This is a genomic window from Pseudomonas sp. PNPG3, from assembly GCF_023093815.1.
In the GTDB taxonomy this organism is placed as follows: Bacteria; Pseudomonadota; Gammaproteobacteria; order Pseudomonadales; family Pseudomonadaceae; genus Aquipseudomonas; species Aquipseudomonas asiatica.
Genome location: NZ_JALLKV010000001.1, coordinates 238778 through 259923, shown reverse-complemented (window position 1 = coordinate 259923; position 21146 = coordinate 238778). Strand labels below are relative to the sequence as shown.

Sequence of the window (21146 nt, the reverse complement as noted above, 5' to 3'; positions counted from 1 at the left end):
TTGACATGAAGAACCCGGCCCTCAAGGTCGGACGGCACGATTTTCGTGCCCGGTTCACCCTGATTTCGATGCCGTTGACCAAGGCAGCATGCGTGTCAGCACGTTGTCGCGGCGCACCCAGTGATGAAGCAGCGCGGCGGCCACGTGCAGGACGACGACGCCCCAGGCGACCCACTTGCCGATGAAGTGATGCACCACGTCGATGGGGGCCTCGAATGCTTCCCATGTGACATCGAACGTGTGGCTGATCCAGGCGAACAGCGATGTCTCGTTGAAGCCTGTGACAGTGAAGAGTCCGAAGTTGGTCGGTTCGCCAGTGCCGAGATAGCCGGTCAGCGGCATCACGATCAGCAGGCCGTACAGCCCCACATGCGCGACATGGGCAAGCCGGTGTTCCAGCTTCGATCCCGGAGGTTCTTCAGGTTGCACATCGAGCAGACGCCACAGCAGCCGGGGCAACACCAGAAAGCCGACCAGCAGGCCGAGTACCCAATGGATGTTGAGCACGAGCAAGGATTCGGGCTGCGTCTCGTAGTCCATGAACCAGATGACGTAGTAGACGACGATGTAAGCGCCAATGAAGGCGGCCGCGTTCGTCCAGTGGAAGAATTTGGCCAGGGCGCCAAATCGGGTGTTGGTGTTACGCCAGTGCATCGGGAGTGTCCTCATGGAGCGTGGATGGGCGTCATACAGGCGTAAGTCACCCGGACAGCAGGCTGTCGCGCACTTGCGCCAGGCCACGTCGATCTTCGACCCGGTGGGAAGCAGTCTTGTGGCCAACAAGGCGGGCATCCCGAACCGGAATCGCTCGAAGACATGATTCTGGCAACTGTCGATCGAGCAACGATGTAACCGTCATGGAGATTGCATGGAGAAAAGGCAGTGTCAGCGGATGTCACGACAAAGCCGGCCCTCGCTGCCGACCGATTTCCCACGACACTCCGCTGCCGCGCACCGTGGCAGCGATCTGCTGCCCCAGCCGCTGTTCGATCACCGGCCGCCACGGCACCAGGCTGAATCCCATGCCGTCATCGAGCATCGCGTAGCGCCCGCTGGCGAGCATGACGCTGCGCCGGTAGATGCCGGCCACGCGCTGCCCGTCGGACACCGGGCGATGCTCCAGGCCGGTATCGGCGGCAATGTCCTTGGCGGCCTGCGCCAGTTCCCGATTGCGCAGCGTGCCCAGCAGGTTGCGCGCCAGGATCACGCGCTGCCCGCGCCGCTCGGCCAGCCCTTGCTCGGCCAGGAAGTCGGCGCGCTGCTGCATGGACTGCTTGGCATCGCCACCAAAGCCCAGGTCGCCCAGCCCCCGGCCACCGCCGATCAATTGCTGGTCAAGCCAGGTCGCGCCTATGACGCGGGCCTGCCGCTCGATGGGCAGGTGCGATTTCAACTCTACGGCTACACCGCCCAGCCGTTGCGCGTCGTATTGGCGGCCACGCTCGGCCAGGTCGTCCGGCACCTTCCATAGCCCTTCGGCCACGCGCTCCACGATGCCAGCCCGGCGCAGGGCTTCCAGCCGCCGGACGTGGGCAGCGACGACTTCCTGCGGGTCGCGTCCGGGCGTGGCCCGGCCCTGTTCGATGGCCAGGTGATGGTCGGCACGGTACAGGCCATTGCTCGCCAGCGCGGCGATGTTCTTATCGGCGGCGCGCACGTCTCCCGAACCCTTCACTTCCACCACCGCGCCCGTGGGGTAGTTCGCCAGCTCGTCGCGGGCGTTCAACGCGACGTAGTGGGCCTTGCCATCCGTGCCGTCGATGACCAGATAGCCACGGTCGTGCAGCTCGTCGGCCAGTCCCTTCGCGGCGACGCGGCCGATGATGCTGCGGCCATCCTCGCCCGGCTCGAACACCGCCAGCTCGCGCGGCTCGCCGCGCATGGCGCGCTGCATGGTGCGGATGATGTCGCCACGCTCGCCCAGGGCGCGCAAGGTCTTCTCGGCATCGGCATGAACGGCCCAGGTGCCCGGCTGCGTCTCGTCGGCCAGTCCCAGGCGCTGCAAGCGTTGCAGGCGGCCGATCAGCAGCAGACGTTGGCGCTGCAAGCGGGGTTCGTTGAGCCGTTCGACATGCACCCGGCCATCCTCGCCGGCCTCGCGTTGCAAGGTGCGATCCAGACTCGTCCACCGCTCCTGTTCCACCTCGCGCCCCAAGGTCTGGTGGATCTCCAGTTCGGTACGCGGCCCCAGCCACTCGGTCGCCAGCTCGGCGGCACGGTGGCGGAAGCCGTCGGCGATGTAGTCGCCCGCGATGATGAGGTCTTTGCCGGTGTCATCGCGCCCGCGCACGATCAGGTGGGTATGCGGGTTGTCGGTGTTCCAGTGATCGACCGCCACCCAATCCAGCCGTGTGCCCAGGTCGGCTTCCATGCGGTTCACCAGATGGCGGGTGTAGGTGCGCAGGTCGTCCAGTTCCGCGCCGTCTTCGGGCGAGACGATGAAACGGAAATGGTGCCGGTCGTCGGCGCAGCGTTCCTTGAAGGCATCCAGGTCGGCTTCATCGGCCTGCGGCCCGTAGGCCCGGCCCGGTTCGCCATCGCGGCCCGCGCCGTCGCGCTCGACGTAGCGCAAGTGCTTGGCGAGCGATTGCGGACTGGCCCGTTGGTGATTGACCAGAAGCGTCTTGATGGTCACGCGCCGCGACATGGGTGTCAGCTTCGCCCCGGCGAAGCGCGCCGCCGTATGGCCGCGCCCCAGGCGCGAGCCAGGCCGGTGGCCGGTGCCGGCCGCCCCAGGACGGCGCATCGCCGACTTGCCGCTGCTGGCTTTCCCGGCCTGCTTGAGCACCTTGGAAACGAAGCTCTGACCCTGACCCTTGCCCCGGTTCTTCGGGGCGCTGGGGCGCACCCGGAAATCGTCGTCGCGGCGGTCGGTCATCGCCGTTCTCCCTGCAAGCTCTGGCGTGTCCGGTCGTGCGAAGCACGCGGACATGCCTGCATTGGCGCGACCTTCGCGCCGAACGCGGCACGGCGGCAAAGCCGCTCCGTGCTGCGTTCCCCCCATGTGCAGACTGGCTTTCGACGCGGCCCGGTGCCGCGTCCTTTTGTCTTGCCTTCCGCCTTTGCCTTCCGCTGTCGCTCCAGGCACCGGCGGCCCGGCGGCGCTGCTGCGTGAGCAGCCAGCGCGCCGGCGAACGCGGCGATGGCCGTAGGCCGGGCGCGTTCGAGGCAAGACGCCTGCACGTTGGACGGCTGCGCCGGATGCAGCGCGACGTGCGGTGCGAATGCACCGGCACGGCAGGTGCGGCGACACGGAAGCAGCCAGCAGAACGACATGCCCGATGGCACGTCAGAGCGCAGCGAGTCGGCGGCCATCATGGGCGTGTCACCAGCCACACCGGATGCGCAACGCCGATCACGGCGGATGTGCTCACCGGGCCGAAATAGCGGCTGTCGAACGATGCCGGATTCGTCACGCTCAACAGGAACAGTTCGCCCGGTTCAAGGCGGCGGCAAAGCTGTAAGGATGGCAGCTCCCGGCCCAGCCGGTCGGCAGGCAGCACGGTGGCCGAAGGCACGCCGTCGATGCGTACCTGACCGGCGACGATGCAGACGTGTTGCGGCGCGACCGCGCCCACACGTTTGAGCAGCGGAACGCGCGTCGGCAGGTAGCCGCGCTGCGCAGCGAGCCCGGCGGCCGTGGCCGGAAGCGGCACCAGCACGATGCTGTCCACGGACAACGGACGTGGCAGCGAGGCGGTGCGCGGGTTGAACGGGTCGATGCGATACCAGCCGACCGCCACGCTGTCGGACGGGTTGTAGGTCAGACGCGGCAGCGGCGACACGAAAGCCGCCCAGGCCAGCGCAGCGAAGCCGATGGCGGCCAGTGTCGCCACGACGATGCGAGCGCGCAAACGTGAACGCGGGTGCGAGCGAGGACGTGGCGCAACGGCAGGCGCGTTGGCGGTGGTGGTTGGGGCGGTCATGGCAACACCTTCCCGGCCAGCCAGGCGGCGTGCCGCTCGGCGGTGTATTCGGGCAGCGCAAGGCGAGCCGCCAGACGGTTGCCCAGCGTGCGCCAGTACGCGGGCGACACGTCGATGGCGGCGATACCCAGCGCCTCGATGCCGTCGATGCGCTCCAGCACGGCGCGCACGTTGGCATCGCCTTCGGCGTGCAGCAGCAGGCGCGCGCCCGGCTGCACGCCGGGGATGCGCTGTGCCGCGTCCAGCGGCGGGCAAGCCTGCATCACCATGAGCTGCCAGCGGATCGTGCCGTAGTCGTTGGCCTGCCAGCGGATGCGGCAGAGCATCGCGCCCGGCAGGAACACCGCGCAGCGCCGCCAGTCGTCCAGGCGCAGCGTGCGCGCAGGTTCGCCGAAGCGCAGGTAGAGTTTGAAGCGATGTTCGAGGTAGGCCAGCGAAACGCGGGTCAGCGGCACGTTGCCGGCCTGACCGGCGAGTATCGCGGGATGCAGCGGCGGTGCAGCCGTGGCCGCGCCAGCGGCGGGCGAAGCGGATGCGGTCATGGTGTGTTCTCCCTGCGGTGTTCTGGAAACTCCCGCTCCAGCAGGCTGCGCAGCAGATCGGCCACAGTCACGCCTTGCGTGAAGGCCGACACCTTGATGCGCGCCCGCATGGCGGGCGTGATGTCGAGCGTGAGGCGGGCCGTGTAGAGGTCGCCTTTGCCAAGCGCATCGGCGTCGCCCTGGCGAATCCACGCCTCGGCGTGTGGATTCGCGGGCGGACGTGCGCCGATGCCGACGCGCTTGCCCGTGCGTTTGCTGTTGGGTGGCTGCTTGGTTGTCATGTGGGCCACCGCAGCAGTTCGTCCACCAGGGCGGTGATTTCGCGGGCGGCGGCGCTGTCGGGCGCTGTCTCGCGTGCGAGCCGGCCAGCGGCCACGCTGTCGGCGAACACGATGCGCTGATGCACTTCCGAGCGCAGCGCGGGCAGCGGCTGTTCGGCCAGCGATTGCCGCGCCTCGCGGCCGATGATGGTGGTGCTGACGCGCCGGTTTATGACGAAGGCCGCGCGCAGCGCAGGCCGGAACACCTGCGCCTCGCGGATCAGCGCCACCATCTCGGCGCTGGCCCACAGGTCGTAGGGGCTGGGCTGCACCGGGATCAGCACGCGCTCGGCCGCCAGCAGCGCGGAGCGCGCCAGGGCCGCGATGCGCGGCGGGCCGTCGATGATGACGTGATCGGCGCGGCGGGCCAGCTCCGGCGCTTCCTGATGCAGCGTCTCGCGGGCAAGGCCCACGGCGCTGAACAGCCGTGGCAAGCCTTGCTGGCTTCTGCGCTGCGTCCAGTCCAGCGAGGAACCCTGCGGGTCGGCATCGAGCAGGACGACATGCTGGCCGCGCAGCGCCAGTTCGCCCGCGATGTGCGTGGCGAGCGTCGTCTTGCCGACACCGCCTTTCTGGTTGAGCAGAGCGAGGATCATGGCGCGGCCCTCCGTGTTGGAAAGCCGGTCTTTCGCTCCTGCGTTTGGTGCCGTTGGGTGGTTGTCCACCGAAACGGCGCGCTTCTACTAAAAGTTATGTATTTCTTGTTAGGTAAGTTAGAGGGGACGCAAACCCGCGCCGTTATTGGCTTTCCGGCGTTTTCGTACTCCTGATAGCACGATAGGCGTACTCCTGATAGCACGATACCCGGTACTCCTGATAGCACGAGGCTATTCACACCTTTTCCCGCAGTTATCCCCGTGCCGTGTGCAGCACGGGCCGGAACGTCAGCAGCTCCGTTCCGTCGTCCGGTATCCGCTCGATGCCCAGGACGTAGCCGGGCAGCGACTGCCGCACCACCAGAGCGCGCAGGTCGTAGGCGAAGTCGGAGAAGCGCGCCGCGCTGCCCGACTTGCGGTGCAGGTGCCGGAAATCGAATTGCCAGCCGTCCGGCTGCTTGCCGCCGTGCTTGCGCACCAGGCGGTACAGCCAGCGTTCGATGCCGCCCTTCAAGCGGAAATAGGCCGGGTCGATGGTCAGCACCAGCGCGGCATCGAGCACGCCGGCATAGAACCAGTCCGGCAGGATCAGTTCGATGCCCAACGGCGTGCCGCTGGCGTCGGCCAACTCGCGCCATTCGTTGATCCACGAGAAACGGTGCAGCCGCCGGCCGGTCGTCTCGCGGATGGACGTGGCAATGCTGGTCGATTGCAGCCGGTCGAGCGCGGCTTTCAGCCGCAGGTAGTCGTTGAGGGACGTGCCGCGCCCGATGAAGCGCAGGATCTCGTAGGGCGTGGCGCGTATCCAGCGCGAGGGGCGGATGCCCGCATCGCGCGCCTCCACGATCTGCGAGGCGGCCCATATCAACACGTCGGCATCCCATATCGTTGCGATGCCATGCTCGGCCGTGCCTTCCACGCGGATGGTGATGCCGCCGGCGCGGAAGTCGATCGGCGCCGTGCGCCGCGACTTCGCCAACGAGAAGAACGGAAAGGCCATCAAGTCCTGGCTGTCGCGGGGTGCCATGTCGCCCGGCAGCGCGCGGAACAGGTCGAGCTGTTCGCGCTGCGGCAAGGCTTGCCCTGGCGGGCTGGACATGGCGACGGCCACCCACGCGCCAGCGATCAGCGGCCATCACGGTAGTCGCCCGCGTGGCGTTCGGCATATTCCGGGTCGGAAGTCGCCTCGTAGCTGCGTTGGTCGGCCCAGGCATCGAGGTCGGACACCGCGTACATGACACGGCGGCCGAACTTACGGAACTTCGGGCCGCCGCCGATCACGCGCTGTTTCTCCAGCGTGCGCGGCGAGAGGCGCAGGTACTCGGCGGCTTCGTCGTTAGTCAGGTAGCGTTGGGGCTGCGCAGGCGCAGCGACAGCAGCGGCGGCAGGCCGCAAGGGAGCGGGTCGCATGGGATGTACCTCCATCAAGCCCGGCCACACCACGCGGCCGGATAGAGGCACTTTCAAGAAAGCGAGGCTGCTTGCTAAGGGACGATCTGCGGGGGACGCGAAACGTCCCCCCTACTGCAACGGCAGCAGCGGAAGCTGTGCCAGGCGGCGATAGCCGCCGCGCATCAGCGCCTCGCCACGCCGCACCAGCCGGCGCACGCGGGCGCGCAAGGCGCTGTCCTTGTGCCAGTCGGCCGCGACGGCATCCGCGCCGAACAGCCCTTCGGCGACTTCGCGCAAGGACGCGCCCGCCAGGGTCGCATCGAGAGCCTGCAAGGTGTGCAGTTCCAGCACCGCGGCCGTCGTGGGCCGGGAACGGGCCGCCGCCGCAGGCGCGGCAACCGTTGCCACGGCCAGGGCGTCCAGCTCGGCCGCGAGCGTGCGATAGCGCGCGCACGGCGTGGCGCAGGCCCGAGTGGCGTAAAGGTAGGCCATGCCGTCCTCCAGGCCCGGCGCAAGCGCGAGCCGCAGGCAGCAGCCTGGCCAGTGCGACACCAGCACCAGGCGCTTGCCATCGTGGATCAGTTGCTTGCGCCCAGGCACGCGCCAGAACTCGAAGGCATGGGCCTCGGGCGGTGGGTCGGCATCCGGGTAAAGTTGTACCACGGCGTCGTGATCGGGGAACCAGGCCGGATGCGCGTCGCGCGCATCCAAGGCTGGATCTTCCAGCAGGCGCAGACCCCATGCCTGCGCTGCGTCCGGCCGTCGGCGACGGCGCAGCCAGTCGCGGCGGTAGTCGGGATTTCGGCGCAGGTATTCCCAGGCCAGCGCGGGGGCGTCGAGGTGCAGCGTGTAGAGATACGCGGCAGTCGGATACCAGTGTGCGGCGCTCGAATCAGCCATGACGCAACCTCCTGTCGATCAGCAGGAACGTCGCCACGGATTCCGCCGTGCGGGAGCTATCGAATCGCCATCAGGTCGTCATCAAAAACGGTTAAGCTGTAACTGTCGGTGTCAAGACCATTTGGCTCCTGCGTGTTGCGGAAATCGTCTGAATGCGACGGCTGCACCGCCAGAAAAATGACGAGCAACATGGGAACCGTGCTGCAATCCGCGCCGTCGATCATGACTATTTGCAGCAGAGCGGCACTGCATTGGCGCAAGAATGCGGATTCAGACCTGCACGGTCTTGACCAAGACTGAAATAGTCACAATGCGCCCCGGCTGGCTAGGTCGCGCTGGTTTTCATCAGTCCGTGATCGCGCCGTTCTCCTGCGCCAGCCGGACATACTCCGATAACGGACGCACCGCCTGGAAATACCGATCCCGCCGCACCGGCAGCTTGCGCGGCCCGACGATGCCCGCCAGGTCGGACAGCTTGACCGTCCCGAGCGCAGGCATCCCGATACTGAGGTCGATCAGGCCGTAGGCCGTGTCGCCATCCGCAGGATCGAGCGACACCAGCAGCCAGGTCACATGCGCGTCCGGCGTGAACAGACGCACCACGGGCAGCGGGTCGAGCCGCTGACCAGCGGCGAGCGCCGCGCCGTGGGCCAGCAACCGGGCGCGTTCATCAGCGGTGACAAGCGGCAGGGTCATGGGCAGCCTCTCCACGAAACCGATGATGCGCGGATGCGCTTTGGTGCCGAAGCGCAGAACCGCCGAAACGCATCCGTGCATTCGTGTGAAAGCACGGATGCACAAGCCATCGCATCCGTAGAAGCACGCAAGCGCAGAAGCGGAATTGTAGGAAGCCGGAAAGACACGGATGCGATTCCCCGGTTCTGTCGGAATCCGCAGATGCGGATTTCCGTAAAAGCACGAAAGCGGGCCTTTCAGCCACGAATGAACACTATAGATTGTAGCCCTATAGGGCGCAATGGGCTGTCATCTTGGTTTTTGTGGGGAAACCAAGTTAGTGGCAGCGAAACACTCATTAGCAGCGGCAATACGGACAGTCAGGAAGGCGCGAGGCTTGAGCCAGGAAGCGTTCTCCGACGTGTCCAGCCGCACCTATATGAGTACGCTGGAGCGCGACTTGAAAAGCCCGACCCTGCACAAGCTGACCGAGCTGTGCGAGGTCATGGAAGTACATCCGCTGACGCTGTTGACGCTGGCCTACGCCGGCGACGACACGCACAAGGCCGACGAACTGCTGGCGCGGGTGCGCCAGGAGTTCGAGGCCTTGCTGAAAGAGCGCGACGCGCCCTAGCGCGTCTGAATGCCCGCAAGCGGAGCGCGCAGCGCCGCCAGGCGCGAAGGCGTGAGGGATTGAAGCCGAATGGACATGACGCCATTAGCGGCATGGGGCGCAGCCCGAAAGCCCGGCGGCGCAATGCGCCGACACGCCATATTGTTCCTGCTGCCACGGGCTTCGAGCCATCCGACCATCGCCAATGCGATACCGATCCTGGACATGCCGGGCATGAAGCAACCGGCGAAACCCTGTGCGTGCGGTGCTGCGATCAGCAGCATCGCGCCCCGCCGCAATGAGTGGGGCGCGGTGGGCGGCCGTTAGGCCGCCTTGGGCTTGCTGCGCGACCAGATCAGGTCGTGCGTGCCGTTCTCGCCTTCGATCAGGCGGGCATAGACCGTCGCCGGGAACGAAGGATCGTCGATGGCCACCGACAGGTAATCCCGCCCGGCCTCGCTGGTTTTCTTCCACGCCGCGCCGAAGTCGTGGCCGGCCGCGTGCAGGCGGAAGTCCGGGGCGCTTTCGTTCTCGCCCTTATCGTTGGAAACCAGCTTGACCTTGATGTTGAGGGTCAGGGTGCGGAGCTGGCCGGTGAAGCCGTCTTTCTCTGCGGTGAAGGTGCCGATGTTAGCCATGATGATTTCTCCTTTCGGGTTGAACAAGGTCGCGCCAGTGCGTCCTTGTTGTGATCCGTCCGGCGGGGGATGGGCTGGCCGCACCGCGCAGCGGTCGCAACAACGTGGAGAACCTGGAAGCGAAAAGAATTTGTCCCGCGAGGAATGCGCGCAGCGCAGGGGAAATTGTTTTCGCTGGAAGGTTGCGGCCATGAAGCCCAGCCACCGCCAGGATTCACAACAACACAAGGACGTACTGGCCGCCCACTCCCGAATGGAGACATGGCCGACTCGGCATCCCCGCGCGACGGCTTCACCGGCCTGTGCCCTGACACGGGCAAGGACAACACCCGACGACAAGGGCGCAAGCGCCCCTGACGTTGCAGGCGGCCTCTTGCATGAGGCGTGGTGTGGAAGCTCCATTGCAAGGCCGGGCGGTGTGTCGGTGAACCGTCCTTCGTGACGTACAGGCGACGAACCGCCAGCGTCGAGGACGGCACGCTTTCGTGCAACCTGCGGCAGCAAGCCGGGGCGTAGCCCCACAAGTCCCGCCCATTGCAGCGGGGCGCGTTCGGAATGTCGTCAGCGCTGTGCGCCGACGCACTTATGGGCTTCAAGGGTTTCACGCGCACAAGGCCACTTGTGCGCCGCCCCTTCGCCGCCTGCCCGAAGGCGGCGAAGGGGCGTTCTGGCTTTGGGCCTTGAAACCGGGCGCGGCCACCGCCGCGCCCGGATTTTTGACCATCGGCACCAGGGCGGAACGGCCTGGGGCCGATGCTGATGGAACAGCGAAGCGCCCCGGCCGAAACCGGGGCGCTCGGTGGTGGTGAAGCTCAGGCGGCGAGTGCGTGAGCCTGCTGCTCGTCGTCGTTGTCGATGGCTTCCGGCTCGTCGTTCGTCACGGCCTGCGGCGCATCCTGCGCCGTGGTGTCGTCGGTGCCTTCGGCCTTGAAGATGGCAGGCATCCAGCCAGTGCCATCGGCCAGCCGCTCGGCTTCGCTGGCAATGTCGGCCTTCTTCAACTTCGCCAGTCGGGTGACGTGCGCCGGGGCGTACTGCTCCACGGCTTGCAGAATCGCGGCCTTCGGGATGTGCTGGAAATAACCCTCATTGGTGGGCTTCCACCATGCGGCCATGTCCAAGCCGACAGCCTGCGCCAGTTCCGCGCCCGGTTGCTGCTGCGTGGCGCGGGGTGTCACCACGTCCACCGTGACGGCCACGCATACCGCCAGCAGCCGCACCAGTTCATCTTGCGACTTCGCCAGCAGCACGGCGAACAGTTCGGCGCTGTCCTCCGGCAAGCCTTCGCCTGCCACCTGCTGCAACTCGCGCAGCGCCACGGCGGCGGGCGAATCCGGTATGTCCGGGGCGATGCCTTCCAGCCGGTCTTGCGCTTTGAGGCTCACGCCCAGCGGCAACGCATCATGACGGGGGCCGTAGTGGCTTCCCTGCAAGACGGTCTGCACCATGCCATGCACCAGCGCGGCCAGCGCCACTTGCGGATGCCGGGCGACTTCGATTTGCAGCGCGGCGGTGCGGTGGGCGCTCAACCGCTGCGCCAGCTTGTCGGACATGGCGGCGGTCTTGTGCTGCTCGTCGTCTTCGCCTTCGTCGTCGTTCCCGGCTTCGCTTTCGCTGCTGAAACCCTGCCGCAAGCGTTCCAGCGTGCGCAGCGCCTTGGCTTCGGCTTCGCGCAGCAGCCCGCGATGAATCACGGCTTCGCCGTTGCGGTCGATGGTGACGATGGCACCGGCTGCGGCCTTCACTGTCGCGCCGTAGTCCTGCAAGCCATCTTCCAGCGCCTGCAACTGCTCGCCCACGGTTTCACCTTCCTCCTGCAAGGCATCGGCCTTTTCTTCGTCCTCGGCATCCAGCGCGTCATCCACGGCTGCGGCCAGTTCGTGTAGCTTGGTTTGCAGCTTTTCGATGCGCTGCGCTTCGCGCTTGTTCGGTTCGCGGCGCTCCCTCGGCGCACGCTGGAAGGCGTGCAGGTCGGCATGGGTCACGGCGGGGGTGGCATCCACCCACGCCCAGCCTTCGGCCTTCACCTCGGCGGCGATGCCTGCCAGCTTGTCTTGCGCCAGCCGTTCCAGCAGCGCGGCATCGGTCAGATACACGCCCGCGTCACCTTCCGCGAACAGGTCGCGGCGGATGCCGCCGCCTGCGGCTTCGTAGGTGTCCAGTTCCACGAAACGCACCAGCGGATGCCGGTAGGCGTCAATCTCGCGCTCGGTGAGGCGGTCGCGCAATTGGGAAGGGTTGCGCTGCCACGTCGGCGCGTCGTAGAACGCGGTTTCCTGCGCGGCGTGGTCGTCGGTGATGGCAAGGGCCATCAACTGATCGAGCGTCACGGCTTCGGCGCGGTAGTCGGCCAGCAGGCGGGGCGACACGTTCGCCAGCTTCAAGCGGCGCTGCACCACCAGCGGGGACACGCTGAAATCGGCGGCTATGTCCTCGATGGGTCGGCCTTCGGCCACCAGCGCGGCGAATGCCTCGAACTGGTCGGCGGGGTGCATGGCTTCGCGCTGCACGTTCTCGGTGAGGCTGGCCGTGCGGGCGGTGCCATCGGCCACCAGCAGGCAAGGCACTTCCCATTCCTTGCTGATGCGGCGTTTCTTCGCCAGCAGCTTGAGGGCGGCAAGGCGACGGCCACCAGCCACTACTTCGTAATGCTCGCCATCGGCGGCAAGCGTGACGATCAGGTTTTGCAGCAGGCCCACGCGCTGGATGCTCGCGGCCAGTTCGGGGATGGACATGCGCGGGACGGTCTTGCGCACGTTGCGGCCCTTGGGGCGCGACACCAGCCGCGACAGTGGAACCAGAATCAGGTTCTTGCTCGGGTCGGCGGCTTCCAGCGGGATGACGGCGGCGGTATTGACGGCGCGGGCTTCGGTTTGAGTGATGGCGTTCATGGTGATAGCTCCTAACGGTTCAGGGATGCAGCAGCGAGGGATGCGGCAAGGGCTGCTGCCTGCCCCTGCCGCGTGGGGAATCAGGCTTTCAACTGGCGCAGGCCATCGGCCAGCATCCAGAGGGCGCGATTGAGGCGCACATCGGAATCAATGCCCTGCACGGGGCGGGTCTGCTGGCGACGTCCGTTGGCGCTGCGGCCATGCAATCCGCCTTTGGTCAGGTTTTCTTGCGTGCGGTTGAACACGCTCCACAAGTCCGGGCGGCGGTCGTCGAACCGGCGCGGCATCAGGATTTGCGATTCGGTGATGGGCGCGGGCTTGTTGTCGGTGGGGTCGTATTTGAGGGCCAGCGCGGAACGGGCGAACACTTCGGCTTCGCCTTCGTCCAGCGTGATCGCGCGCATGGCATCGCGGGATTCCTTCACGCGCTCGAAACCGCTCAACACCTCGAAAGCGCCTTCGATGACTTGCCCGGCCACGTCGCCCTTATGGGGTACGCGCACATCGGCCACGGTGTCGCCGCACACGAGGCCATTGCTGCACACAAACCGGAACATGCCCGCGAGCATCTGATAGCTGCTCGTGCCATCGTGCGAGTTCAACAACACGATTTCATTGGCTTCCGCGCCGTTGATCTGGCTGGCATGGCGCAGGCGCAGCATGTGTTTCGTATGCTCGCGCTTGCCTTCATCGCGCACGCGGGTTTGCGTCACCATGAAGGGCTGGAACCCTTCTTTGCGAAGCTCGGCCAGCACGGCAGTGGTGGGGATATAGGCGTACCGCTGCGAACGGCTTTCATGCGGCGCGTCCGCGAAGATGGACGGCGCTACGCGGTGAATCTGGTCATCGGTCAGCGGGTAGTCGCTGCGCAGCGAGGGGGAACGGGAAGCGAAACGGGATGCGAGTTGCATGGTCTTTCTCCTGACAAAGAAAAAAAAGGGTTTGCTGTTCACCGCACACCGGATTCCAAGATTCGGAGCCCAGCCTTTGTGGCTGTTCGGTGCGGTCGGCACGAGGAACCCGGTTGGCCCTGTTGCCACCGTCTTTCCTGAGTTCATCGCCCGCGACGGTCAGGAGCGCGCGGACGGGGGCCGTCAAGGAAACAAGCGCAGGGGGTGGTGCGGCCCGCAGGCGTAGCCGAGGACACGGCCCTGCGCGCCTTGATGGCACGCGGAAGCGGGCTACAGTCGCGGACAAGGTGATGAAGTCAGGGGAGACGGCTGGACATGGCAACGGCCGTCCCTGTGTGCCGAACCGCACGCAAGCGAAGCGCGCAGGCCCGAAGCTGGAAGCCGGGCCGTAGGCGTCAGGGATGTGGAAGGCTGGCGAATGCCAGTCCCGTCAGGGATGAGCGGATAGCGAACCTGGAGCAGCGCGGTTCGCGAAGCGGAGACGCAAGGATGTCTCCAGATGTTATGAATTTCTGATAAATTACATACTTGGGGCAGGTTGGCACCAAAAAACTATTTGGCTTGCCTTAAAGGAAAATATTGCCAGCGCCAAAATAATGTGAGGAAAAATATAGCTCTCACATTATTTAAATAAATTCAATATGAAAACGGGGTGTTGATGAGCATTCTTAGCGAAAAAGAGGCAGAAAGCCTCACCATTGAGCGAATGATCTTCCACGTTGTCGATCCAGCATCAGAGTCCCCCGTTTTCTTAGCAGAAGTCAAACCACCGCAATGTGTGGATTTTTTCGTTGAGCGAGTTAAAGAAACTCTTCGTGGAGCCGCGTATGAATTTCTCCCGGGCGCAGGAATTCCGGGCCTTCTTTATCGAGCCTTGCCGAGTCAGGGCGCGAAAGATGAATTTGTTAAAGTCTCGCACGACCTGGCGGATAGATTCAAAGAGAAAGTAAAACAAGATAAGCGACTTGCACCCGGCGTATTGATGCTTTTCTCCTTAAAAACGGAAGGTGATAACCGACTTGTCGCCGTCATAAAATATGAGCACCAGCAAGTTGTATCTTACTCCTACATTAAGGATGACAAGGGCAAGCCGATATTGGATGCAGACGGAAACCCTGTTCCTGATTTGCAGACGCTTGTGGAAACATTTACGAAGGATCGCAAGGCTATGCAGAAATCTGCAGTCATACGATTCCAAAGAAGTAATAGCTCTGAATCGGATGGAGACGTTCAATCATCAATCGTTGTAATTGACCATTCGTCCGGTCGCTACCGCGATGCCACTCAACACTTTGCAAATTTCCTGGATATACGCCGAGCCCTTGAACCTGTCGAACTGACCAAACGCCTCGAAGATGCGGCAGTCGAGTCCATCAAGGCGCACAAGAGCGAGGTCCCCCCAGAAGTTGCTAAAGCTCCCAAGCGGTTTGTACGAGCAGCCATGTCAAGGCTTGAAGGGTTTGACTTTGAAAAACCAGAGGAATTTCTTGGTGCCGTATTGCAAGGAGTGGCTCCAGAGGCCGCAATCCTCAAAACCTTCAAGAGCAAACTCGCCAGCAAGAATATAAGCACAGAAGCATTCAAGTTTGAGGGAGCCACCCCACCACCAGCCGAGTACCGACGAGTAGTCACAAACGAGGGGATTACTCTCTTGTTTAGTGCCGGGCATGAAGAAAACAAGAACGTAGAGATAAAAACAGAGGGGAATGGAGGCGTTGAAATAACCATACGCTCTACCGGCCTGGAACGTAACGATGAACTCGAAAAAATGCCTCGCATCCCTGATTGATTCTTTGGGGGAGCATGCCAACATCCGAGAAACCATCGGGCAAATCGACATTTCCGGGCATGTCTCTCCTGAAAAATCGGACGATTTCAAGCAGGCCTTCAAAGATTTCTCGGAAAAGAAATCTGAGGCTTGGTCGATTTCTATCCGTGATGGCGAATTTTCCGAGATCTCCACAGATGCCATTGCGAATGAGGATGTCACCCTTGTAATCAAGAAGCCAATAGGAGGCAGGATTTTCTTTGCGTCACTAGCAGGATTCTCGGCAGCCTTGGAAGACAAGGCGCTGACATTGGCTAGCGAGCTATTGGTGCTAAGTTCTTTTAATGGATTCAAAACCAGAGGATTTTCTGTCCTGCCTTGGGATGGTGAACCTTTGCCTGGCTTGCCGTGCTTGGAGCCTGATTCAGATGCAATCGACCCTAGAAAAGGCGTAGTACGAGACTTGACCGGCAACACTGTTCCGGCAGACCCCTATCGTTGGATACTAGTAGGTCATGACGGCGGCGGCGAGCCGTGGAATATATGGAAGACTCTGGCAACTAAAAATCTGGCAACACTACTTGTTTCGGATGTCTGGAAAGAAGATACAACGAAAGTATCCATCAATGGCGCGAGAAAGCGCACTTTCTCACTCGGAGAAAAATGCCAGGATAGCAACGCTTACTCGAAAATATGCCAAGCTGCCGATTGGATACTTGTAAAGCAGGACACGGAAGCCCGGCATGAAGTTCTTGTGCGACGTCTTTCTTCGATTGTCAGAGACTCCGACTCCAATGGAGTCGCGGAGTGGCTAACCGTATTGCCTGAATCTCTGCAAGAAGCCCTTGATGGGGCTCGGCTTGATCATCGCGCCTATGTGAGATCAAAGTCAGCAGAAACGGTAAAAGCTATGGCCGACCTCAGAAAGGCGGTTGGAGAAGATGTTTCGCGTATCGTAGAGCGCATTCATAGACTTTCTGCAGGTTTTGTGATTGGTCTGGCTGCACTGGCAACGGGGCTAGGTGTCCGCCTTACATTGCTGACCTCTCAGAAGAACACCTGGGCAGTTGCTGGGATAATTTTCTGCTGCGTCGTACTAGCGATTACATGGGCAAGCATTGTTCTTCAGCATCATGTTAGCTCTAAATCATTGGTAAATGAGTTGCGCAACATGAGGCGTTGGCATAAAAACATTCACATAGCACTAACCCGGTCGGACTATCGAGAGTTGGCATTACATCCGGTGCTTGATGCCATTCGCCTATATAAGAAAACAGCGAAGTCCACCATTAATGGAATGATTGCCGCTTCATTTGTTTTTATTGCCCTTTTTATTATTACCCCTTTTTTCTACTCGGCAGAACCTGTTGGCGCCAATGATAAAAATAGGGAGTCGCAATCATTACTTAATTCTGATATTGAAGAGTCGGCTTTAAAAGTTAGCCCTACCCAGAGAGAGGGCAGAAATTTGGAAGTAGCTCCCCCTACAGGGCAAGAGTCAAATTCAGAAGACGACAAAGCCGTACAAGATACGAGCATTCTTGATGATAAGCAGAGCAGCTCTTCCCAAGATGTATTTGAGGCCGGAGAAAAGGGCCGAAGCCCCGAAAATTATATTAGCCCTCGCTCGGCGAACGACACCGTTCCTACACCCGCTACGATCATGTGATCCAACGTGCGTACCTCCACCAGCCCCAGCGCTTCCTTGAGTCGCTGTGTCAGCACCTGGTCGGCATTGCTTGGCTCAGGATTTCCGCTCGGATGGTTGTGCGAGAGGATGACCGCCGCAGCATTGAGCCGCAACGCCTCCTTGACCACTTCACGCGGATACACCGATGCACTGTCGATGGTGCCGTGGAACATCTCCCGGTACTCGATCAGCCGATGGCGTGCATCCAGAAACAGCACCGCAAAGACTTCATGCTCGAAACCTGCCAGCTTGTTGTGCAGGTATTCTTTGACCAGCGCCGGGGAAGTGAACTCAGCACCGCGCTGCATCTTCAGCTCGATGGCCTGGCGTGCAGCTTCAAGAATTTGATCCACCGATGCCGGGAGGTAGCGCCCTTGGGCGTCACGCACCAGCAAAGCGTTATCGAACGAGGAAAAGGACAGTTGCGACATGATCGTGCTCCGGTTGCTCGGGCGGAATTGCCCGGAACCGTGGCCAGCACGGCGCAGCGCAAAGCAGTCAGGGGGCGTAGCCGACCGCCAGGGCGCAAGCGTGCAAGCACGCGCAGCCCTTGACGCTGCGAACGCCGTGATACGGTGAAGGGAACAGCAAGACCGCCTACACCCCACTCAGCCACACACCCGCCGCCGGCAAGTGCGCAGCACGCGCAGGCCCGGATCAACGATCCAGGCCGAAGGCGTCAGGGATCAGCGCCGAATGGCTGTGATTCGGCACGAAGCGCAGGGCGCAGCCCGCGAGCCCGACGGCGGTACGCCGGGACGCACTGATTCACTGTTTGAATAATCCTTTGGAGCGAACCGCATAAGACCCTTATAGTTCTGAAATGTCGGCCTACTGTCGGGTTGCTGTCGTGTTGTCGTTGTTCCTGGCTCCCCATACTTCGCCACATCGAATGAGAACGAAGGAGCCTTTCCATGAGCGCTACAGAACATGCCCAACAATCCCGTCTGCTGACTCCGACCGAACTGGCCGCTTGCATCAAGCTGTTCCGCGAGATGCGGCAGTGGTCACAGGAACAGTTGTCCGCGATTTCCGGCCTCAACGTGCGGACGATCCAGCGTGTAGAGCAAGGCCAAGTCGCCAGCCTTGACACCCGCCGAGCCCTTGCCCGAGCGTTCGAGCTTGAGGACATTGACGCGCTCAACAAGCCGTTCGTCATTCCATCCGAAGAAGACGCCAAGGCTGCGAAGGAAAAGTTCGACCAGGAGCACGTCACCTTGACGGCGACTCCGCTGACTACTGGTAAGCAATTGGCCAAGCTGGCAGAAACTTGCTCAATGGACTTGTCAGAACCGGCTTTTGAGCTGCCTCGCGAGGCCGACGAAACCTTCGCGATGCTGGTGGACTACCTGCGTGAGTATCGGGATTGTGCCGATGCCTATAACGAAACGCAGAAATTCGAGATATACGATGAGCTGCAATCCCACATCGACGCGCTCAAGGTGCTCGGCGTCTCACTGCGCTACGCCACGCGCAAGATTCAGGTGAAGTGGGGAACAGGTGCAGATGTGAAGCCGATGCTCGCCACGGTGCTTTATATCGTTGGCTTCCCACTCGGCAAAGAACCCGAACAGTTTGCAACACCGAAGTCTGCCAGCATCCGTCTGTAGTTGGGCAACCAACAAAGGCCACAGGCATCAAGGGTCAACGCCGGGCGACCTCGGAAATGAACCTTTCCTTGATCTGCTCCGTTTCAATGATCTGCTTCTCCGACGCCAGGTACAGCCGCTCGGCTTCCTCAGGTGGAAAACCTAGTTCCAGAAACAGATTTGCATCCGGCTTGGTGAGCTAGGCACTGTCTGGCGAATTGGCTCAGCCACAAGCCAGCCCAGCACGAGTGAATTTCCGAGACACTGTCTAGGAAATCCAGATGGGCAGCTTGCGAACCCGCCACTGCCTCCCGGGATGTCTACGATTGAGAGGCCCGCTGCTCAGAAATTCTCGTATCAGTGATACGGGAATCGACAGGCCCGGATAGCGTCAGTAGTGCGGCGAACTCCTGCAGCGTCTCCTGACTGATCGCGCTGGCTTCATGCAGCGCAGCCATGTCGTCCAGCAAGGGTTCAATGATCGGGCTTTCCATGGAAGTCAGGCCGCGACCGTAATGCCTGGCGCGTACTCGTGACGGGCCGGCTGCACCACGATTTCCACATGCTGATCCAGCGACACCAGCGCCTGCATCAAGCGCTCCAGCGAAATGTTCTGGAGCTTGTAGCGGCGAACCTGGGACACCTTGGGCTGGGTCATGCCGGTGATGTGGGCGGCTTCGGTCTGGCTCAGGTCGCGCTGGTCAATTAGTTCGTTGAGTTTGAGCGCGAGCGCGGCCTTCGCCGACAATTCTTCCGCATCGTCGAAACCGAGATCCAGCAGCACGTTGTCGGTGCCTTGAGGGGTATCTTTGCGACTCATAATGTTCTCCTGTTCGCTGCGTAGCGGGCGAGCACTGCCTTCAACCGCTTCTCGATCAACTCCACATCCGGCTGCGGCGTAGCGATGCCGGACTTGGACTTCTTCTGGAACGCATGCAGCACATGCACCGCGTCCCCGATCTTCACTGTGTAAACCGCACGGAAGGTGTCGCCCCGATGGTCTTCCACCAATTCGTACACCCCAGAACCGAGTCCCTTCCAGGGCTTGGCCGAGTCCGGCGTGCCGCCCAACTGGACGACGAACAATGACACGCCCATGTCCTTCTGCACGGGGACGGGAAACTCCATGAAGTCCTTCTTCGATGAGCCTTCCCAGTACAGGAGCTTGCGTTTCTCTATCATGATTATATCCGTTCAGGTATAGATGGCAAGCGCCTGAATTGTCGCGACAGCGTTGCGACAATTGGGCCGGCAGGATCAGCATCAGGATGCCGCCGCACCACCGGCGCAGCGGGGCAAGACGTGAAAGCTCGCAGGCAGTTCATATCGCCATTTCCTCCGTGCGGCGCGCACCCGTAATCGCCAGCCGCCGATTCGCCACCAGTTCGGCCGCATCACGCACCGGCTTGTCCTCGGTGTGGACGTAGTGCATGAACATCGCCACGGTCTTGTGGCCCGTCAGCTTCATGCCCACCTTGGTCGGCACGCCCGAATTGGCAATGTCGGTTGTCGCACGGTGGCGGATGCCATGCGTGCCGACGTGCGGTACACCAGCGGCCTTGAGCACACGCGTCCAGCCGCCATAGTGTTCGCCGTGGGTCATGTGCCGGGTCGGGTCATTCGGCGACGGCAGGACATAGGGGCAACCTTCCCGGCGCGGCGCTGTGGACAGTAGCCGATAGGCTTCCTCACTCATGGGCTTGGAAATGCCGCCGGTCTTGCTGTCGGGCCAGACGACGCGGCGCTTTTCCAGATCAATCCAGTCCCACTCCAGCGGGCAGATTTCGGAGCGGCGGGCAGCGAACTCGAATTGCAGGCGAATCGCCAGCGGGATGACGTAGTTCTCCAGTCCTTCCGCCTCCAGCGACTCCAACTGGCGGAAGATCCGCACCAGTTCATCGTCCACGATGAGCCGGGTTTCCTTGCCGGGTGGGTACATCGGGACGTGGCGGCATGGGTTCGTCCCATCAGGGCGCAGCCCCCATACTTCGGCCAGGTTGAACATCTTGCGCAGCACGCCGAAGGTGCGGTTCGCCTCGGCCTGCTTGTAGGCCAGCTTCTTCATCAGCGTGGCCACGTCCGGGCGCTTTACGTCCTGCACCTTCATCCGGCCCATGATCGGGATGATGCAACGGTCAATGACTCCCTGGTAGCCGCGCTGCGTGCTGGGCTTGTTGCGCTGCTTGGAGTAGTCCTCCATGAAGGTGTGGCAAAACTCCTTCATAGTCGGTGCCTTGCGGGCGGCGTTCTTGGCCGCGCTTGGGTCGCCACCTTTGCGCACCTCGGCCAGCCACTCCTGCGCCATTGTGCGTGCCTGATCGACGGTCAATTCCCCGTATTGGCCCAGGGCGGGCTTACGGCGCTCGCCCGCGTTCGTGCGGTACTGGAGCATGAACACCTTGCGGCCCGCCGGGGTGATCTTGCACAGGAAGCCGGGCACCACGGTATCCCGCAGTTCGATGGCCTTGTCTTGAGGTTGTGCCGCATCGACTGCGGACTTGGTGAGCTTGATCTTCGCCATGATGACCCCTCGGAAAGCCCGGTTTCCAAGAGCCGCATGGGAGCCACGCGAGGGGAAGCCGGGTCAGGTTTCGGAAAGCACCGGCATATGTTGAACTCGCCTAAGTGATTGATAAACCTGCTGTATCGAGCCTTGGCGTAGTCCAGCGAATTGCGGTACTGGAGTCATCGTGAA

General features: G+C 62.6%; 24 protein-coding genes. 4 read left to right on the top strand and 20 right to left on the bottom strand.

Going from position 1 to position 21146, the window contains the following annotated elements; all coding sequences use genetic code 11:
• Nucleotides 1-54: 54 nt before the first annotated feature.
• From MJ643_RS01210 to MJ643_RS01160, 11 genes are all read right to left on the bottom strand, one after another.
• Nucleotides 55-654: a cytochrome b gene (locus MJ643_RS01210; protein ID WP_146537805.1), complete on the bottom strand. Its 600-nt coding sequence runs from the start codon at nt 652-654 to the stop codon at nt 55-57.
• A 241-nt stretch (nt 655-895) separates the two neighbouring features.
• A complete protein-coding gene (locus tag MJ643_RS01205) occupies nt 896-2878 on the bottom strand; it encodes a relaxase/mobilization nuclease and DUF3363 domain-containing protein (protein ID WP_146537804.1) in 1983 nt (660 codons plus the stop codon).
• A gap of 436 nt (nt 2879-3314) precedes the next feature.
• Complete coding sequence (locus tag MJ643_RS01200; protein ID WP_006473307.1) at nt 3315-3926, bottom strand: S26 family signal peptidase; 612 nt, start codon at nt 3924-3926, stop codon at nt 3315-3317.
• Entirely contained in the window at nt 3923-4468 is a 546-nt protein-coding gene (locus tag MJ643_RS01195) for a DUF2840 domain-containing protein (RefSeq protein WP_006473306.1), read from the bottom strand. Before MJ643_RS01195 ends, MJ643_RS01200 begins: the two co-directional genes overlap by 4 nt.
• Nucleotides 4465-4749: a hypothetical protein gene (locus MJ643_RS01190; protein WP_006473305.1), complete on the bottom strand. Its 285-nt coding sequence runs from the start codon at nt 4747-4749 to the stop codon at nt 4465-4467. The genes MJ643_RS01195 and MJ643_RS01190 overlap by 4 nt, the downstream gene beginning before the upstream one ends.
• Entirely contained in the window at nt 4746-5384 is a 639-nt protein-coding gene (gene parA / locus MJ643_RS01185; RefSeq protein WP_006473304.1) for a ParA family partition ATPase, read from the bottom strand. The genes MJ643_RS01190 and parA overlap by 4 nt, the downstream gene beginning before the upstream one ends.
• Before the next feature lie 253 nt (nt 5385-5637).
• Entirely contained in the window at nt 5638-6483 is an 846-nt protein-coding gene (locus MJ643_RS01180) for a replication initiator protein A (protein ID WP_006473303.1), read from the bottom strand.
• A gap of 26 nt (nt 6484-6509) precedes the next feature.
• On the bottom strand, nt 6510-6794 hold the full coding sequence (locus MJ643_RS01175; protein ID WP_004883058.1) for a helix-turn-helix domain-containing protein: 285 nt from the start codon (nt 6792-6794) through the stop codon (nt 6510-6512).
• 111 nt (nt 6795-6905) lie between these two features.
• Nucleotides 6906-7676: a DUF2285 domain-containing protein gene (locus MJ643_RS01170; protein ID WP_006473302.1), complete on the bottom strand. Its 771-nt coding sequence runs from the start codon at nt 7674-7676 to the stop codon at nt 6906-6908.
• Nucleotides 7677-7732: 56 nt separating this feature from the next.
• Nucleotides 7733-7900 (bottom strand): hypothetical protein, encoded by a 168-nt coding sequence (locus MJ643_RS01165; RefSeq protein WP_006473301.1) that lies wholly within the window; start codon nt 7898-7900, stop codon nt 7733-7735.
• A 121-nt stretch (nt 7901-8021) separates the two neighbouring features.
• The gene (locus tag MJ643_RS01160; protein WP_012076328.1) at nt 8022-8372 is read right to left on the bottom strand and encodes a DUF2958 domain-containing protein; all 351 of its coding nucleotides are present in this window, start codon (nt 8370-8372) and stop codon (nt 8022-8024) included.
• 319 nt (nt 8373-8691) lie between these two features.
• Here MJ643_RS01160 and MJ643_RS01155 point away from each other — a divergent pair, with 319 nt between their 5' ends.
• Nucleotides 8692-8985: a helix-turn-helix transcriptional regulator gene (locus MJ643_RS01155; RefSeq protein WP_006473299.1), complete on the top strand. Its 294-nt coding sequence runs from the start codon at nt 8692-8694 to the stop codon at nt 8983-8985.
• On the opposite strand, the gene MJ643_RS01150 is transcribed toward MJ643_RS01155, so the two are convergent.
• The 4 genes from MJ643_RS01150 to MJ643_RS01135 form a co-directional block, all read right to left on the bottom strand.
• Nucleotides 8982-9248: a hypothetical protein gene (locus MJ643_RS01150; protein WP_006473298.1), complete on the bottom strand. Its 267-nt coding sequence runs from the start codon at nt 9246-9248 to the stop codon at nt 8982-8984. The two genes, MJ643_RS01155 and MJ643_RS01150, sit on opposite strands and share 4 nt — an antisense overlap.
• Nucleotides 9249-9287: 39 nt before the next feature.
• Nucleotides 9288-9602 carry a DUF736 domain-containing protein gene (locus tag MJ643_RS01145; protein WP_006473297.1) on the bottom strand — a complete coding sequence of 105 codons (315 nt, stop codon included), beginning with the start codon at nt 9600-9602 and terminating at the stop codon, nt 9288-9290.
• An 812-nt stretch (nt 9603-10414) separates the two neighbouring features.
• The gene (locus MJ643_RS01140) at nt 10415-12493 is read right to left on the bottom strand and encodes a ParB/RepB/Spo0J family partition protein (RefSeq protein WP_006473296.1); all 2079 of its coding nucleotides are present in this window, start codon (nt 12491-12493) and stop codon (nt 10415-10417) included.
• Between the two features lie 80 nt (nt 12494-12573).
• Nucleotides 12574-13404 (bottom strand): DUF932 domain-containing protein, encoded by an 831-nt coding sequence (locus tag MJ643_RS01135; protein ID WP_247726581.1) that lies wholly within the window; start codon nt 13402-13404, stop codon nt 12574-12576.
• A 658-nt stretch (nt 13405-14062) separates the two neighbouring features.
• Here MJ643_RS01135 and MJ643_RS01130 point away from each other — a divergent pair.
• Together MJ643_RS01130 and MJ643_RS01125 are read left to right on the top strand one after the other, a co-directional pair.
• Nucleotides 14063-15193 (top strand): nucleoid-associated protein, encoded by a 1131-nt coding sequence (locus MJ643_RS01130; RefSeq protein ID WP_006473292.1) that lies wholly within the window; start codon nt 14063-14065, stop codon nt 15191-15193.
• Complete coding sequence (locus MJ643_RS01125) at nt 15159-16841, top strand: hypothetical protein (RefSeq protein WP_006473291.1); 1683 nt, start codon at nt 15159-15161, stop codon at nt 16839-16841. The genes MJ643_RS01130 and MJ643_RS01125 overlap by 35 nt, the downstream gene beginning before the upstream one ends.
• Here MJ643_RS01125 and radC read toward each other — a convergent pair.
• Nucleotides 16784-17293, bottom strand: a complete 510-nt coding sequence (gene radC, locus MJ643_RS01120) for a DNA repair protein RadC (RefSeq protein ID WP_006473290.1) — start codon at nt 17291-17293, stop codon at nt 16784-16786. The two genes, MJ643_RS01125 and radC, sit on opposite strands and share 58 nt — an antisense overlap.
• A gap of 483 nt (nt 17294-17776) precedes the next feature.
• On the opposite strand from radC, the gene MJ643_RS01115 reads away from it, so the two are divergent.
• Complete coding sequence (locus tag MJ643_RS01115; protein WP_012076332.1) at nt 17777-18472, top strand: helix-turn-helix transcriptional regulator; 696 nt, start codon at nt 17777-17779, stop codon at nt 18470-18472.
• A 299-nt stretch (nt 18473-18771) separates the two neighbouring features.
• Here MJ643_RS01115 and MJ643_RS01110 read toward each other — a convergent pair whose 3' ends face one another.
• From MJ643_RS01110 to MJ643_RS01095, 4 genes are all read right to left on the bottom strand, one after another.
• Nucleotides 18772-18945 (bottom strand): hypothetical protein, encoded by a 174-nt coding sequence (locus tag MJ643_RS01110; RefSeq protein WP_006473282.1) that lies wholly within the window; start codon nt 18943-18945, stop codon nt 18772-18774.
• Between the two features lie 5 nt (nt 18946-18950).
• On the bottom strand, nt 18951-19271 hold the full coding sequence (locus MJ643_RS01105) for a helix-turn-helix transcriptional regulator (RefSeq protein ID WP_006473281.1): 321 nt from the start codon (nt 19269-19271) through the stop codon (nt 18951-18953).
• Complete coding sequence (locus tag MJ643_RS01100) at nt 19268-19633, bottom strand: type II toxin-antitoxin system RelE/ParE family toxin (RefSeq protein ID WP_247726580.1); 366 nt, start codon at nt 19631-19633, stop codon at nt 19268-19270. Before MJ643_RS01100 ends, MJ643_RS01105 begins: the two co-directional genes overlap by 4 nt.
• Before the next feature lie 139 nt (nt 19634-19772).
• Nucleotides 19773-20972, bottom strand: a complete 1200-nt coding sequence (locus tag MJ643_RS01095) for a site-specific integrase (protein ID WP_006473279.1) — start codon at nt 20970-20972, stop codon at nt 19773-19775.
• Nucleotides 20973-21146 lie beyond the last annotated feature (174 nt).

Coding starts and splice junctions, on each gene's coding strand:
- MJ643_RS01210 (WP_146537805.1), bottom strand. CDS start 654: ATGCACTGGCGTAACACCAACACCCGATTTGGCGCCCTGGCCAAATTC.
- MJ643_RS01205 (WP_146537804.1), bottom strand. CDS start 2,878: ATGACCGACCGCCGCGACGACGATTTCCGGGTGCGCCCCAGCGCCCCG.
- MJ643_RS01200 (WP_006473307.1), bottom strand. CDS start 3,926: ATGACCGCCCCAACCACCACCGCCAACGCGCCTGCCGTTGCGCCACGT.
- MJ643_RS01195 (WP_006473306.1), bottom strand. CDS start 4,468: ATGACCGCATCCGCTTCGCCCGCCGCTGGCGCGGCCACGGCTGCACCG.
- MJ643_RS01190 (WP_006473305.1), bottom strand. CDS start 4,749: ATGACAACCAAGCAGCCACCCAACAGCAAACGCACGGGCAAGCGCGTC.
- parA (WP_006473304.1), bottom strand. CDS start 5,384: ATGATCCTCGCTCTGCTCAACCAGAAAGGCGGTGTCGGCAAGACGACG.
- MJ643_RS01180 (WP_006473303.1), bottom strand. CDS start 6,483: ATGTCCAGCCCGCCAGGGCAAGCCTTGCCGCAGCGCGAACAGCTCGAC.
- MJ643_RS01175 (WP_004883058.1), bottom strand. CDS start 6,794: ATGCGACCCGCTCCCTTGCGGCCTGCCGCCGCTGCTGTCGCTGCGCCT.
- MJ643_RS01170 (WP_006473302.1), bottom strand. CDS start 7,676: ATGGCTGATTCGAGCGCCGCACACTGGTATCCGACTGCCGCGTATCTC.
- MJ643_RS01165 (WP_006473301.1), bottom strand. CDS start 7,900: ATGATCGACGGCGCGGATTGCAGCACGGTTCCCATGTTGCTCGTCATT.
- MJ643_RS01160 (WP_012076328.1), bottom strand. CDS start 8,372: ATGACCCTGCCGCTTGTCACCGCTGATGAACGCGCCCGGTTGCTGGCC.
- MJ643_RS01150 (WP_006473298.1), bottom strand. CDS start 9,248: ATGCTGCTGATCGCAGCACCGCACGCACAGGGTTTCGCCGGTTGCTTC.
- MJ643_RS01145 (WP_006473297.1), bottom strand. CDS start 9,602: ATGGCTAACATCGGCACCTTCACCGCAGAGAAAGACGGCTTCACCGGC.
- MJ643_RS01140 (WP_006473296.1), bottom strand. CDS start 12,493: ATGAACGCCATCACTCAAACCGAAGCCCGCGCCGTCAATACCGCCGCC.
- MJ643_RS01135 (WP_247726581.1), bottom strand. CDS start 13,404: ATGCAACTCGCATCCCGTTTCGCTTCCCGTTCCCCCTCGCTGCGCAGC.
- MJ643_RS01130 (WP_006473292.1), top strand. CDS start 14,063: ATGAGCATTCTTAGCGAAAAAGAGGCAGAAAGCCTCACCATTGAGCGA.
- MJ643_RS01125 (WP_006473291.1), top strand. CDS start 15,159: ATGAACTCGAAAAAATGCCTCGCATCCCTGATTGATTCTTTGGGGGAG.
- radC (WP_006473290.1), bottom strand. CDS start 17,293: ATGTCGCAACTGTCCTTTTCCTCGTTCGATAACGCTTTGCTGGTGCGT.
- MJ643_RS01115 (WP_012076332.1), top strand. CDS start 17,777: ATGAGCGCTACAGAACATGCCCAACAATCCCGTCTGCTGACTCCGACC.
- MJ643_RS01110 (WP_006473282.1), bottom strand. CDS start 18,945: ATGGAAAGCCCGATCATTGAACCCTTGCTGGACGACATGGCTGCGCTG.
- MJ643_RS01105 (WP_006473281.1), bottom strand. CDS start 19,271: ATGAGTCGCAAAGATACCCCTCAAGGCACCGACAACGTGCTGCTGGAT.
- MJ643_RS01100 (WP_247726580.1), bottom strand. CDS start 19,633: ATGATAGAGAAACGCAAGCTCCTGTACTGGGAAGGCTCATCGAAGAAG.
- MJ643_RS01095 (WP_006473279.1), bottom strand. CDS start 20,972: ATGGCGAAGATCAAGCTCACCAAGTCCGCAGTCGATGCGGCACAACCT.